Origin of the sequence: Plantibacter sp. VKM Ac-2885 (assembly GCF_015351205.1) — a bacterium.
GTDB lineage: Bacteria > Actinomycetota > Actinomycetes > Actinomycetales > Microbacteriaceae > Plantibacter > Plantibacter auratus.
This window is the reverse complement of sequence record NZ_JADKSK010000002.1, coordinates 541281-554282: the sequence shown is the minus strand read 5'-3', so window position 1 is coordinate 554282 and position 13002 is coordinate 541281. Positions and strand designations below refer to the sequence as shown.

Sequence of the window (13002 nt, the reverse complement as noted above, 5' to 3'; positions counted from 1 at the left end):
TTCAGTCCGGTGATCACCATTCAGGAGGCTCCCGGCGCGTCGGCACCGGGAGCCTCCCGCAGGGCGGGACTCGCCCAGGCGGACCTGCATTGTGAACCGGTCAGCGCATCCAGGTGGTGAAGGACTGGCTGACCCGCGGATCGGGCGGGTGGGCGTCGCTCGCCCGTTCCGACTCGGTGAAAGCGGATGCGAGCTGGGCTCGGATCCAGGTGATGGTTGCACGCCAGCGTGCGTGGGTGTTCATGGTGGTGGGTTCTCCCGATTCGGGCACCGCACCGACAGCCCACGCTCACACGGAGCGGGGCGACGACGCGGATACCTGCGTGAACCGTCGACGAACGTCGTCGACGGGTGCAGAGCATCCGCGTCCGTGTGGAGCGACGCGACGAATCGCAGGCCCTCCGATTAACTGACGGAGGGCACCGCTCCCGAACGAATCGGGGGCGATGCCCTCCGATCACGGATGTCTCTGCCGAGTGCGTGCAGCACTCGTGTCAGGAAGATCCGCGATCGTCAGCGGCGACCGACCGGAGTCGGTCGCCAGCCCAGTGGTTGTCCCCCGCAGGGGACCGACTACTTGAGCGTGACGGTGGCGCCGGCAGCCTCGAGGGCTTCCTTCGCCTTGTCAGCGGCTTCCTTGTTGGCGCCTTCGAGGACGGCAGCCGGAGCGCCGTCGACGAGAGCCTTGGCCTCGCCGAGGCCGAGCGAGGTGAGCTCGCGGACCGTCTTGATGACCTGGATCTTCTTGTCGCCAGCAGCCTCGAGGATGACGTCGAAGTCGGTCTTCTCTTCGACCTCTTCAACAGCAGCGCCAGCAGCAGCCGGGCCGGCGACGGCGACGGGAGCAGCAGCGGTGACCTCGAAGGTCTCCTCGAACAGCTTGACGAACTCGCTGAGCTCGATGAGCGTGAGCTCCTTGAACGCGTTGATCAGTTCTTCGTTTGACAGCTTTGCCATGATTGTTCTCCTTGTTTCATGCCCTGCAACCGCATCACGCGGCGGACAGGTACGGGGTTGATTGTTCGCGGAACCGAATTACTCGGCCGCGGACTCCTGCTTCTCGCGCAGCGCCTCGACCGTGCGAACGGCCTTCGAGAGCGGTGCGTTGAAGAGGTAGGCAGCTCCGAACAGCGAGGCCTTGACGGCGCCGGCAAGCTTTGCCAGCAGCACTTCACGGGACTCGAGGTCGGCGAGCTTGCGCACCTCGTCAGCGGTCAGCGGGTTACCGTCGAAGTAACCGCCCTTGACCACGAGGAGAGGGTTTGCCTTGGCGAAGTCACGAAGAGCCTTCGCGACGGCGACTGGGTCACCGTGCACGAATGCGATCGCGGACGGACCGGCGAGCTCGTCGTCGAACGACGAGATGCCGGCGTTGTTCGCCGCGATCTTGGTCAGCGTGTTCTTCACCACGGCGTAGGTTGCGTCCGCACTGATGCTCTTGCGCAGGTTCTTGAGCTGAGCAACAGTGAGGCCGCGGTACTCGGTCAGCAGAACGGCGGTCGAGCTCTGGAACTTCTCCGTGAGTTCGGCAACCGAGGCTTCCTTGTTCGCCATGGCCACTCCTTTTCGAATCTTGAATGCATGCAGCGGAGGCCGCACACACCAACCGCCGGGCCGGTGAAGGGTTCGGGCATGAAAAAAGCTCCGGCGCAAGCGCACGGAGCTGGGGAAAGGCAAGCCTCGATCAGATCTTCATACACCTGCGCTGGACGTCTCGTCATGAGAACCTTCGACTGTCTCGTTTGCACGCGACAGTGACCGGCGGTCTTTGGTTTCGACAACCATAACACACCCCCGGCCCCGTCCCGACAGGCGTGCACCGGGCATCCACCACCCGTCCGGATGTCCGAGGCGCCCGGCACCATGGAGCCATGATCCAGACGCTCGCCATCTCCGGCTACCGGTCCATCCGAGACACCGTGCTGCCGCTGCACGGCCTCGACGTCGTGACCGGCGCGAACGGCACCGGCAAGTCCAACCTCTACCGGGCACTCCGCCTCCTCGCGAGTGCGGGCGACGGCGATGTCGTCGGATCCCTCGCGCGCGACGGCGGGCTCTCCTCGACGCTCTGGGCCGGCCCCGAGCACGTGAGTCGGGCCATGGTCGACGGCTCCGTCCCGGTCCAGGGCACGCGCCGCTCGGGTCCGATCAGCCTGCGACTCGGATTCGCGACGGACACGCTGGGGTATCTCGTCGACCTCGGGATCCCGCAACCGTCCACGACGCTGTTCGGCCGCGACCCCGAGATCAAGCGGGAGCAGATCTTCGCCGGCGCACTGGCCAAACCGAGCAGCCTGCTCGTCGACCGACATGGTCCGGCGGTCCGGGTCCGCGACGGGTCGTGGCGTCCGATCGGTCGAACGCTCGGCACCTCGGAGAGCATCCTCACCGAGTTCTCGGACGCCGACGCGACGCCCGAGGTCCTCCGCGTGCGCGGCCAGGTGCGCGGCTGGCGGTTCTACGACCAGTTCCGGACCGACCGCGAGGCCCCGGCGCGTGCGCCGCAGGTCGGGACGAGGACGCCTGTGCTCGGGCACGACGGCGCGGACCTCGCCGCCGCGGTGCAGACGATCATCGAGTCCGGCGGCCGGAATCGCCTCGACGCCGCCGTCGACGATGCGTTCCCCGGCAGCGTGCTGCGCGTGCGCGCCGACGACGGGGTGTTCCGGCTGGAGCTCGAACAGCCGGGGATGCTCCGTCCACTCTCGGCCGGCGAGCTGTCCGACGGCACGCTCCGTTACCTCCTGCTCGTCGCGGCGCTCCTCACGCCACGCCCGCCCGAGCTCATGGTGCTGAACGAGCCCGAGACGAGCCTCCACGGGGACCTCCTCCCCCAGCTCGCTCGGCTCATCACCGCGGCGAGCGCCGACACACAGCTCGTGGTCGTCTCCCACGCCCGTCCGCTCATCGAGGCCATGCTCGAGGCCGGCGAGGTGCATGAGCACCGGCTGGTGAAGCGACTCGGCGAGACGACCATCGAGGATCAGGGTCTGCTGTCGACGCCGCCGTGGGCCTGGCCGTCGCGGTGAGCGTCCGGCTCCGGTGACCGCCGTCTAGGCGCGGTCGGCCTGCTTGCCCAGGTAGCGGTCCGAGCCGTAGCTGAGGATGAAGAACCCGATCAGCTGGAACAGGACGAGTCCGAAGATCCGGAACACCGTGCTCTTGTCGAACTGCTTGCCGATGTGCCAACCGACGATCCATCCGAACACGATGTTCACGAGCGGGATGAAGTAGAGGATGGTCGCCGCGCCGGAGAAGCCGGCGAGCTTGACGACGACGTACCAGTTGTAGATCGGGATGATCGCGGTCCAGCCGGAGCGGCCCGACTTCTCGAACATGCCCCAGACGGATGCGACGAACAGGGCGTAGCCGATGATGCCGCCGAAGACGTTGGCGGGGGCGTTCATGAACTCGATGGCGGCACGACCGTTGTCGTCCGCGGCGAGCAGGATGGTGTCGAACACGGTGGTGGCGCTCCTTGTCGTCATCGCGGTCGACCGACCGCCTCATCCGACGAATGTAGCGTGCGGGTCACACCGCGGACCAGCGGGTGTCCCGCAGACGCTCAGACGGCCCGGGCGGTGCGGGCGGCGTGCACGAACGACCGGATGAGCTCCGGCGACTTCACCCCGCGCGAGGACTCGACCCCGCTGGACACGTCGACCCCCCAGGGCCGGAGTTCCGCGATGAGGCCCTGGACGTTCTCCGGTGTGAGCCCACCCGCGAGGATCCAGGTGCGGGTGGGTGGGTTCGCCACCAGGGCGATCGTGTCGAAGGTCTTCCCGGCTCCCGGGTCCGGTGCGTCGAGGAGCAGTAGCTCTTCGGCGTAGGCGGCGCGCTCGGCGGCGTTCTCGGAAGCGTAGTGCACCGCCGAGGTCGCCCGGAGCGTCCGCCATCCCATCGCCTGCAGCTCGTGGAACGCCTCGGGTGGTTCGTCACCGTGGAGCTGGACGGCCTGCACCCCGGCAGCACCGGCGATCCGCGAGACCTCCTCGACCGACTGCCGCCGGAAGACGCCGACCGTGAGCACCGACTCCGGGACGTCGGCGAGCAGCGAGGCGACGCGTTCGGGCTCGACGGTCCGGGGCGACCCCGGCGCGAAGACGAAGCCGATCGCGTCGACTCCGGCGTCCACCGCCGCAGCGACATCGGACGCCTCGGACAGACCGCACACCTTGACCCACATGGGGACCACGCTACCCGGCCGCACGGATCACTCCGCCGACGGGACGGGGACGCCCGGGGTGACGACGGCCGGCAGCTCCACGCGGAACACCGTCCGTCCTGGTGTGCTCTCACACCTGACCGTGCCGTGGTGCGCGGCCACGACGGCGTGCACGATCGCGAGCCCGAGGCCGGTGCTCCCGGTGGCCCGGGAGCGGGAGTCGTCACCGCGGACGAAGCGCTCGAAGAGGTTGGGCTGCAGCGCAGGGTCGATGCCGGGGCCGTCGTCCGACACGGTCAGCACGGCGATCTCGCCCGCAGGACCGCTCTCGACCGCCAGTCCCGTCCGCACGGTCGTCCCGGCGGGCGTGTGGGTCCGCGCGTTCGCCAGCAGGTTGACGATCACCTGTTGCAGCCGGGACGCGTCACCCGTGACGAGGACAGGCTCCTCGGGGAAGTCGAGTTCGAACACGTGGTCCGGCCCGGCGACATGGGCGTCGCCGACGGTGTGGATGACGAGTTCGGTGAGGTCGACGGGGCGTTTCGCGAGTTCGCGTCCCTCGTCCAACCGCGCCAGGAGCAGCAGGTCCTCGACGATCGTGGTCATGCGACCGGCCTCGGAGCGGATCCGGCCGAGGGAGTGGGTGACGTCCTCCGGCAGTGCGTCCGACTTCCGGGCGGCGAGTTCCGAGTATCCGGCGATGGACGCCAGCGGGGTCCGGAGCTCGTGGCTCGCGTCCGAGACGAACCGGCGCACCTTGTTCTCGCTCGCCTGCCGGGCGTTCAGCGCGGACGAGACGTGCCCGAGCATGCGGTTGATCGCCGATCCGACGCGCCCGACCTCGGTGCGCGGGTCGGTGTCCGACTCCGGTACCCGGACGGCGAGCGCCACCTCACCGCGGTCGAGGGGCAGCTCGGCGACGACCGCGGCCGTCGCGACGACCCGGTCGAGCGGGCGGAGCGAGTACCGCACGATCGCGAACGCGGCCAGCCCGGCGAGCAGCAGGACCACGACGCTCATGATCGCGATGAGGGTGACGAGCTGCATGACCGTCGACGCGACCTCGGCGAGCGGGAGCCCGATGATCCTCGTGGCGCCGCTCGCGTCGGTGACGGCGACGACGCGGTAGTCGCCGAGGTGCTCACCGAGGTTGATGGTCGACGGTCGGTCGCCGGCCGACACCGTGAGGATCATGGCGTCCTGGCTCTCGGTGCACGGGACCGTGCTGCCGTCGGCGTTGAGGTATCCGGCGTTGACGATGGTGCCGTCGACGACGATCGCCCCGAGCGCGCCGGGCCCGAGGCCTGGAGCGCCGATGAAGGCGGGTGGCTCGCGCGTCCCCGAACCGCCACCGTAGCCGTCCGGGATCGCGGCGTCGGGGATGGAGTCCGGCGCGGGGAGTTGACCGTTCCGGCCGTAGTCGACGATCCGCTCGGCGGCCTTCGTGAGCTGGTTGTCGACGCCCTCGGTGAGGAGGCCGCTCACCGCCACCGCGCTCGCGACACCGACGATGGCGCTGCCGAGGGCGAGGAGCCCGACGACGACGACCATGAGGCGTCGACGGAGCGTCCACGGAGCGCGCTTGGGGCGGGTGGAGCCGGTGGTCGTCGCTGCCGGGTCGGTGACGGGGGCGCTCGTGGTCACGAACCGACCGTCGGGATCTTCAACATGTACCCGGCACCGCGCACGGTGTGGATCATGGGCTCGCGCCCGGCGTCGATCTTCTTCCGCAGGTAGGAGATGTAGATCTCGACGACGCTCGCACGACCACCAAAGTCGTAGCTCCACACCCGGTCGAGGATCTGGGCCTTGCTCAGCACCCGGCGCGGGTTCCGCATGAGGAACCGCAGCAGCTCGAACTCGGTCGCGGTGAGTTCGATGGGCTCGCCGTCGCGTGTCACCTCGTGGCTGTCCTCGTTGAGCACGAGGTCGCCGACCACGATGTCCGGGCCGGACTCGTCGGCGGCCAGGAGGGTCGAGCGGCGGATGAGCCCGCGCAGCCGGGCGACGACCTCCTCGAGGCTGAACGGCTTCGTCACGTAGTCGTCGCCGCCGGCGGTGAGGCCGGCGATGCGGTCGTCGAGCGAGTCCTTGGCGGTGAGGAACAGCACGGGGACGTCGCTCCCCGAGGTCCGCAGGCGGTTCAGCACCTGCAGGCCGTCCAGGTCGGGCAGCATGATGTCGAGCACGATGGCGTCCGGGCGGAAGTCGCGGGCGATCGTGAGGGCCTCGCGGCCGTCGGCGGCGGTCCGGATCTCCCAGCCCTCGTAACGCAGGGCCATCTGCAGGAGGTCCGTGAGCGTGGCCTCGTCGTCGACGACGAGCACGCGGACGGCGGTGCCGTCGGCCCGTTTGAGTGCGCTTCGCGCGGCACCGGGCGCCTGGGTCGGGATGTTCACGGGTTCAGTATTCGCCGCCGCCCTATGAGCTGTCTATGAACCGACCAGACGGATGCTGTGCCCTTCCCGAGTCGGCGAAGCGCCCGCAGCGGCCTGGGCCGATTCATAGCGTCGCCGAGGCGCAGGCCAAGCGGGCCTCCGTAGCGTCCGGTCCAAGTCATCCGCGACGTGCGGATCGTCGGCGTCGCGCAACGGGGACGCCGGCACGTGCACCAGAACAGAAGGAAACGCAGACATGTTCGGAACCTATCTCCGGCGGGAACTCGTCGGTCGTCGCAAACAGACCATCATCATCGCCATCGGGATGGCGCTCGCCATCGCCCTCGTGATCATCGTCAACTCGGTCGCAGCCGGCGTGAAGACGGCGCAGGCGTCGGTGCTGGAATCCGTCTACGGGGTCGGAACGGACATCACGGTGAGTCAGGCCGCCGAGGCGCCGACGGAGGGCGGCGGCCCCGGCCAGAACTTCGACTTCGGCTCGGGCGACGGGTCGACGAGTGACGGCACGACGACCGTCAACCAGTCGCGGTTGGAGGCGGCGCGCGGCACGTCGACCTTCGACGCGACGGCCCTCGGCACGATCACCGACGTCGCCAACGTCGAGGCCGCCGCAGCCACCCTGTCGCTCACGAACACGACCTTCACGGGCGAGCTGCCCGACTTCTCGCAGGCACAGGGCTCCGACGGGGCGGCAGGTGTCGCCGGCGGTGACACGACCGGCGCGACCCCGCCGCAGGGCGGTCCGGACGGCGCAGGCGGGAGCTCCTTCGGCGTCGACTCCTTCACGGTCCTCGGTCTCGACCCCTCGGGTGACGCCGTCGGTCCGCTCTCGGCCGTCACCCTCAGCGACGGTCGCTCGCTCGCAGCCGACGACGCGGGCACGGACGTCGCCGTCCTCGACGCCGCCTACGCGACCGAGGCTGGGATCGCGACCGGCGACACGATCGACATCGCGGGCACCACGTTCAGCGTGGTCGGCACGGTGACCGCCTCCGGAGCCGACGCCACGACCGCGTCGAACGTCTACATCCCCCTCGACGTCGCGCAGACGCTCGCAGGACTCGACGGCCAGGTCAGCGACGTGTACGTGCAGGCCGCCTCGTCGACCGACATCACACAGGTGCAGACGGACATCGAGTCGGCACTGCCCGACGCGACCGTGAGCACCCAGGAGGACCTCGCGTCCACCGTGTCCGGCTCGCTCGCCTCGGCGTCGACGCTCGTGTCCAACCTCGGCACCTGGCTGTCGCTCATCGTGCTCGCCGCCGCGTTCCTCATCGCGATCCTGTTCACGATCTCCGGCGTCACGCGCCGCACGCGCGAGTTCGGCACGCTCAAGGCGATCGGCTGGAGCGACCGGCGCATCGTCGGCCAGGTCGCGGGTGAGTCCGTCGTGCAGTCACTCATCGGCGGCGCCGTCGGTGTCGCGGTCGGCCTCCTCGGCATCCTCGTCGTGAACCTCGTCGCCCCGACGCTCAGCGCGGCGGCGACGACCTCGGCCGGTGGCGGACTCGGCGGACCCGGCGGCGCCGCGGGCATGCCGGCGGACGCGGCGGCGGGAGCGGCCGGTGCGTTCGGCGGTGCCCCGGGCGCTGCGGCCGCGACCACCACCGACATCGTCCTCCAGGCCCCCGTGACCGCGTGGATCATCGTCATCGCCGTCGGGATCGCCATCCTCGGCGGGCTGCTCGCCGGTGCCATCGGCGGGTGGCGCGCCTCACGACTGCGCCCGGCCGAGGCGCTCCGCTCCGTCGCCTAGGCGACGCACCAGACGCCGCCGGGTGGTCGTCTCCCCCGCGACCACCCGGCGGTCCCACTCCTCACTCCAGCCAGCAGAACGAAGGACCCCATGTACACGATCACCGGCCTCACCAAGCAGTACCGCCAGGCCAAGCGCTCCGTCACGGCGCTCGACGGCGTCGACCTCGAGATCCCCGATGGACAGCTCGTCGCCATCCAGGGCCCGACCGGCGGCGGCAAGTCGACGCTCCTCCAGATGCTCGGCGCGCTGGACCGACCGACCGCCGGCAGCATCTCCCTCGCCGGCGACGACCTCTCGACGCTCAGCGAGACCAAGCTCGGCAGGATCCGCGCCACGGAGATCGGCTTCGTGTTCCAGGGCTTCAACCTCATCCCGACGCTCACGGCACAGGAGAACGTCGAGATGGCCCTGGTGCCGATCGGCACCCCGCGGGCCGAACGCGAGACGAGGGCACGGGCGGCGCTCGCGTCCGTCGGACTCGCCGAGCGGGGTTCGCACCTCCCGGCTGAGCTGTCGGGCGGGCAGCAGCAGCGGGTCGCGATCGCCCGTGCGCTCGTCAAGGAGCCCGAAGTGCTGCTCGCCGACGAACCGACCGGCAACCTCGACGAGGAGACCCGCGACGAGATCATGGACCTCCTCGAGGGCCTGTGGCGCGACCGCGGGCTCACGGTCGTCGTGGTGACGCACGACACCGCGGTCGCCAAGCGCGCCGAGCGTCGTCTGCACATCGCGAACGGGAAGCTCAAGGACGTCACGGCTCGGCGCTGACCGATCCCTCGGCAGGCTCGGGGAGCGGCTCCATCCGCTCCCCGAGCCACCCCGCCCCGGTCCCTGAGTCACCCGCCCGCTCCCCGACGCGCCCCTCCGCGATCCGCGCCGCCCCTCCCCGGTCCCCGAGCCGCCCCGCCCCGGTCCCTACGCCTGTCGAAGGGTCACGGGAATACCCCGCCGTCGTGATTGGTTGACACTGATCAACTACTTCTCATATAGTTGATGCATATCAACTAGCTGACGTCATCACGATCGCGGAGCCCATGTCACACACCACCTCAACACCAGCCACGCCCGCTCGCGCGGACAACGGCATGACGCATCGCCAGGTGCTCGAGGCCCTCTCCGGCCTCCTCCTCGGCATGTTCGTGTCGATCCTCGCCGGAACCGTCGTCTCGACCTCCCTCCCCCGGATCATCTCCGACCTGAACGGCGACCAGACGGCGTTCACCTGGGTCGTCACGGCCACGTTGCTCGCCACCACCGTCTCGACGCCCATCTGGGGCAAGTTCGCCGACCTCTTCAACCGCAAGCTGCTCATCCAGCTGGCGCTCGGGATCTTCGTCCTCGGCTCGGCGCTCGCGGGCTTCTCGCAGGACACCGGCACGCTCATCGGCTTCCGCGTCCTGCAAGGCCTCGGCGCCGGTGGTCTCACGGCGCTCAGCCAGATCATCATGGCCGACATCATCAGCCCGCGTGAGCGTGGGCGGTACATGGGCCTCTTCGGTGCGGTCATGGCGGTCGGCACGGTCGGCGGCCCGCTCTTCGGCGGCCTCCTCACCGACTCGCTCGGCTGGCGCTGGAACTTCTTCGTCGGCGTCCCATTCGCGATCGCCGCGATCTTCCTCCTGCAGCGCACGCTCCACCTCCCGAAGCGGAACGTCGGCAAGGTCAAGATCGACTACCTGGGCGCCGCCCTCATCGCCGGCGGCGTCTCGCTGCTGCTCATCTGGGTCACCCTGGCGGGGACGCAGTTCGAGTGGGCGAGCTTCACGACGCTCGTCATGGTGGGCATCTCCGTCCTCCTGCTCGCCGCCGCGGTCATCGTCGAGATCAAGGTCGACGAGCCGATCATCCCGATGTCGCTGTTCAAGAACCGCACCTTCACCCTCGCGGTCGTCGCGAGCATCTCGGTGGGTGTGGCGATGTTCGGCACCTCGGTGTTCCTCAGCCAGTACATGCAGCTGGCGCGTGGAGCGACGCCGACCGAGTCGGGCCTGCTGACGCTCCCGATGATCGGCGGCCTCCTGATCGCCTCCATCGTGGTCGGGCAGTTCATCTCCCGCTTCGGCCACTGGAAGCCGTACCTCATCGTGGGTTCGATCCTCCTCACCGTCGGCCTGTTCCTCATGAGCACGATCCACTACGACTCGAACTACCTGCTCGTCTCCGTGTACATGTTCGTCCTCGGCGCCGGTGTCGGCATGGTCATGCAGAACCTCGTGCTCGTGGTGCAGAACGACGTCCTGCCGCAGCAGCTGGGCACGGCGAGCGCGGGTGTCGCGTTCTTCCGCAGCCTCGGCGGCACGATCGGCGTCTCGGTCATGGGCTCGGTGCTCGCGACGAAGGTCACCGACATGCTGTCCGACCGACAGGACGACCTGCAGGCGGCCATCGTCGCCCTCGGTGCTCCCGGCGCCAAGATCGCCGAGACGCTCTCGAGCGGCACGATCCCGAAGGTGAGCACGCTGCCCGAGTCGGTGCGGACCATCATCGAGTCCGTCTACGGTGACGCGGTGGCCGACATCTTCCTCGTCGCCGCACCACTCGCGATCCTGACGATCATCGCCGTGATCTTCCTGCCGAACAAGAAGCTCGGGTCGAAGAACGCCGTGCAGCGCATGGCCGAGCAGGGCGCCGGGGAGCCGGCCCTCGTCGGCGCGGCCACCGGTTCCGTCACGACGACCACCGCGTCCACGTCGACCCAGTCGTTCGCGACCGGTGCGCTCGACGTGGCCGAGGCCATGATCGGTGGCGAGGCGGACACCCGACTCGAGCGAGGACGGGACGAGACCGCCGACGCCGACAGCGGCTCGGAGGCCGAGGCACACAGCCCCCGCCACGGCCGCTAGTCCGTACAATGCGAACGATGTCCATCGATCACGACGCCCAGGCCGGGCCGGCCGCTGCCGACGACGCAGCGGCCGGCACCGCGCACGACCTCGCGATCGGTGCCGTGGAGGAGCAGTTCGCGCTGCTCATCAACCGCATCCGCAACGGCATCCGCGACCGCGCCGAGCGGATCTCCCCCGGACTCCAGCCGGCCGGCTACAAGCTGCTCAGCATGGTCTCGCGCTCCGGAGCGATCCGCGCCGGTGCCCTGGCCGAGATGCTCGCGACGGACAAGAGCGCCGTGAGCCGCCTCATCCACCAACTGGAAACGCTCGGCCTCGTGACGAGGACGCCGGACCCCGAGGACGGTCGTGCGAGCCTCGTCGTCGCGACCGCCGAGGGCGAGCGCCGGATGGAGTCGACACGGGCCAACGATCAGGCGATGCTCTACCAGCAGCTCTCGTCCTGGGACGAGGCCGAGGTGCGGCGGCTCGCCGAACTCCTCGCGAAGCTCAACGGCGCCCTCTGAAGTCCCTTTCTCAGGAGTCCTCCGGAGCGCCGGGCTCGCGAGCGAGCGACGCGCCGAGGAACTCCTGAGAACGGGTCAGCGCCAGCTGTGCTTCGGGTCGTACCCGAGGACCTCGCGGGCGTGGTCGATCGAGAGCAGCGTGCCGTTGCCGGCGATGTCGCCGGTGACGGGCACGTCCGGGAAGACCTCCGCGACGAGCTCGACGTTGTCGCGCGACATGACCGTGTCGGCCGCCGCGATGATGAACCGGTCGAACCCCGTGGCCTGATGCTCGAGCGCGAGCCGCACGGCCTGGGCGCCGTCACGGCCGTCGATGTAGCCCCAGAGGTTCCACTTGCGGAGGGTGGCGTCGGCGTCGAACGACGGGAACGCCGCGTAGTCGGCCTCGTCCATCACGTTGGAGAAGCGGAGGGCGATGATCTTGAGCTCGGGGTGCCACCGCGTGAGCTCGATCGCGAGCTGCTCCTCGAGGTGCTTCGACAATGAGTACGTCGACTCGGGTCGGGCGGCGTAGGCCTCGTCGACGGGGATGTACGGCGGCGGGGTGTCGAACGGCAGCCCGAGGACGGTCTCGCTCGACGCCGTGACGATGTTCGTGATGCCGGCTTTGATGGCGGCGTTGAACACGTTGTAGGTGCTGAGGATGTTGTTCTGGAAGGCCGCGGTGTTCGTCGAGAGCCCCGGCGCGGGGATGGCGCTCAGGTGGACGACCGCGTCGAACCCGTCGGGCGCCTGTTCGTCGACACCGGTGAGGGCGTCGAACACCTGGCCCGCGTCACGCAGGTCGATGCGGACGAAGCCGTCTCCGCGCTCTCCCGCCTGGTCGAGGTTGATCACGAGGTGACCGTGCTCCCGAAGATGGCCGACCACTGTTCGCCCGAGCTTGCCCGAGCCTCCCGTCACTGCGATTCTCATGACGCCATCCTGGTCCATCCGACGAGGAATGGGTGGGCGATTGACAACTCACCCAGGAACCGGCGGTCGCGGCGGAATGGCGGACCGCCGGGTCGCGTTGGACGAGATGTGAAGCTCACCCTGTACACCTCCGCGTTCTGCGCCCCCTGCATGCAGGCTCGCGCCGTCCTGGCCGAGGTCCCGGCACTCGTGGCCGGCGCCGTCGTCGAGGAGCGCGACGTCGCCTTCCGTTCGGCGGAGGCGGAGGCCGACGGCATCCGCTCCACCCCGACGGTCATCATCACGGCCGACGACGGCACCGAGGTGTTCCGCGCGACCGGGGCGCCCACGCTCAACCAGGTGCTCGTGGCGGCGGCGAAGGCGTTGTAGCCCTTCGACAGGCTCAGGGACCGAGGAAGCGGCTCAGGGA

At 69.4% G+C, this 13002-nt stretch carries 14 protein-coding genes; 6 read left to right on the top strand and 8 right to left on the bottom strand.

Annotated elements, in window-relative coordinates; genetic code table 11:
- Positions 1–100 precede the first annotated feature (100 nt).
- From ITJ66_RS15240 to rplJ, 3 genes are all read right to left on the bottom strand, one after another.
- A complete protein-coding gene (locus ITJ66_RS15240) occupies positions 101–244 on the bottom strand; it encodes a hypothetical protein (RefSeq protein ID WP_153303516.1) in 144 nt (47 codons plus the stop codon).
- A gap of 329 nt (positions 245–573) precedes the next feature.
- Positions 574–957 carry a 50S ribosomal protein L7/L12 gene (gene rplL, locus ITJ66_RS15235; RefSeq protein ID WP_056014124.1) on the bottom strand — a complete coding sequence of 128 codons (384 nt, stop codon included), beginning with the start codon at positions 955–957 and terminating at the stop codon, positions 574–576.
- Positions 958–1035: 78 nt separating this feature from the next.
- Complete coding sequence (gene rplJ / locus ITJ66_RS15230; RefSeq protein WP_137243886.1) at positions 1036–1554, bottom strand: 50S ribosomal protein L10; 519 nt, start codon at positions 1552–1554, stop codon at positions 1036–1038.
- A gap of 317 nt (positions 1555–1871) precedes the next feature.
- Between rplJ and ITJ66_RS15225 the strand changes: the two genes are divergently transcribed.
- Entirely contained in the window at positions 1872–3029 is a 1158-nt protein-coding gene (locus ITJ66_RS15225; RefSeq protein WP_194645148.1) for an AAA family ATPase, read from the top strand.
- 24 nt (positions 3030–3053) lie between these two features.
- On the opposite strand, the gene ITJ66_RS15220 is transcribed toward ITJ66_RS15225, so the two are convergent.
- The 4 genes from ITJ66_RS15220 to ITJ66_RS15205 all read right to left on the bottom strand — a co-directional run bounded on the left by ITJ66_RS15220 (position 3054) and on the right by ITJ66_RS15205 (position 6564).
- A complete protein-coding gene (locus ITJ66_RS15220) occupies positions 3054–3464 on the bottom strand; it encodes a DUF5684 domain-containing protein (RefSeq protein WP_194645147.1) in 411 nt (136 codons plus the stop codon).
- 101 nt (positions 3465–3565) lie between these two features.
- On the bottom strand, positions 3566–4186 hold the full coding sequence (locus ITJ66_RS15215; RefSeq protein ID WP_194645146.1) for a phosphoribosylanthranilate isomerase: 621 nt from the start codon (positions 4184–4186) through the stop codon (positions 3566–3568).
- Between the two features lie 27 nt (positions 4187–4213).
- Positions 4214–5809, bottom strand: a complete 1596-nt coding sequence (locus tag ITJ66_RS15210) for a sensor histidine kinase (RefSeq protein WP_370582674.1) — start codon at positions 5807–5809, stop codon at positions 4214–4216.
- The gene (locus ITJ66_RS15205) at positions 5806–6564 is read right to left on the bottom strand and encodes a response regulator transcription factor (RefSeq protein WP_079003251.1); all 759 of its coding nucleotides are present in this window, start codon (positions 6562–6564) and stop codon (positions 5806–5808) included. The genes ITJ66_RS15210 and ITJ66_RS15205 overlap by 4 nt, the downstream gene beginning before the upstream one ends.
- Positions 6565–6799: 235 nt before the next feature.
- Between ITJ66_RS15205 and ITJ66_RS15200 the strand changes: the two genes are divergently transcribed.
- The 4 genes from ITJ66_RS15200 (at position 6800) to ITJ66_RS15185 (ending at position 11678) form a co-directional block, all read left to right on the top strand.
- Positions 6800–8323 carry an ABC transporter permease gene (locus ITJ66_RS15200; RefSeq protein WP_194645145.1) on the top strand — a complete coding sequence of 508 codons (1524 nt, stop codon included), beginning with the start codon at positions 6800–6802 and terminating at the stop codon, positions 8321–8323.
- A gap of 90 nt (positions 8324–8413) precedes the next feature.
- A complete protein-coding gene (locus ITJ66_RS15195) occupies positions 8414–9094 on the top strand; it encodes an ABC transporter ATP-binding protein (protein ID WP_138945153.1) in 681 nt (226 codons plus the stop codon).
- Between the two features lie 266 nt (positions 9095–9360).
- Entirely contained in the window at positions 9361–11169 is a 1809-nt protein-coding gene (locus ITJ66_RS15190; protein WP_370582673.1) for an MDR family MFS transporter, read from the top strand.
- A 17-nt stretch (positions 11170–11186) separates the two neighbouring features.
- Positions 11187–11678, top strand: coding sequence for a MarR family winged helix-turn-helix transcriptional regulator (locus tag ITJ66_RS15185; protein ID WP_192005853.1), 492 nt, complete (start codon positions 11187–11189; stop codon positions 11676–11678).
- Positions 11679–11753: 75 nt separating this feature from the next.
- On the opposite strand, the gene ITJ66_RS15180 is transcribed toward ITJ66_RS15185, so the two are convergent.
- Positions 11754–12593, bottom strand: coding sequence for an NAD(P)-dependent oxidoreductase (locus ITJ66_RS15180; protein WP_194645144.1), 840 nt, complete (start codon positions 12591–12593; stop codon positions 11754–11756).
- A gap of 108 nt (positions 12594–12701) precedes the next feature.
- Here ITJ66_RS15180 and ITJ66_RS15175 point away from each other — a divergent pair, with 108 nt between their 5' ends.
- Positions 12702–12962: a hypothetical protein gene (locus tag ITJ66_RS15175; RefSeq protein ID WP_064294542.1), complete on the top strand. Its 261-nt coding sequence runs from the start codon at positions 12702–12704 to the stop codon at positions 12960–12962.
- The last annotated feature ends 40 nt before the right edge of the window (positions 12963–13002 follow it).

Excerpts from the sequence above, each read along its gene's own strand:
- ITJ66_RS15190 (WP_370582673.1), top strand. The coding sequence starts at position 9,361 with ATGTCACACACCACCTCAACACCAGCCACGCCCGCTCGCGCGGACAAC.
- ITJ66_RS15225 (WP_194645148.1), top strand. The coding sequence starts at position 1,872 with ATGATCCAGACGCTCGCCATCTCCGGCTACCGGTCCATCCGAGACACC.
- ITJ66_RS15200 (WP_194645145.1), top strand. The coding sequence starts at position 6,800 with ATGTTCGGAACCTATCTCCGGCGGGAACTCGTCGGTCGTCGCAAACAG.
- ITJ66_RS15215 (WP_194645146.1), bottom strand. The coding sequence starts at position 4,186 with ATGTGGGTCAAGGTGTGCGGTCTGTCCGAGGCGTCCGATGTCGCTGCG.
- ITJ66_RS15185 (WP_192005853.1), top strand. The coding sequence starts at position 11,187 with ATGTCCATCGATCACGACGCCCAGGCCGGGCCGGCCGCTGCCGACGAC.
- rplJ (WP_137243886.1), bottom strand. The coding sequence starts at position 1,554 with ATGGCGAACAAGGAAGCCTCGGTTGCCGAACTCACGGAGAAGTTCCAG.
- ITJ66_RS15180 (WP_194645144.1), bottom strand. The coding sequence starts at position 12,593 with ATGAGAATCGCAGTGACGGGAGGCTCGGGCAAGCTCGGGCGAACAGTG.
- ITJ66_RS15195 (WP_138945153.1), top strand. The coding sequence starts at position 8,414 with ATGTACACGATCACCGGCCTCACCAAGCAGTACCGCCAGGCCAAGCGC.
- ITJ66_RS15240 (WP_153303516.1), bottom strand. The coding sequence starts at position 244 with ATGAACACCCACGCACGCTGGCGTGCAACCATCACCTGGATCCGAGCC.
- rplL (WP_056014124.1), bottom strand. The coding sequence starts at position 957 with ATGGCAAAGCTGTCAAACGAAGAACTGATCAACGCGTTCAAGGAGCTC.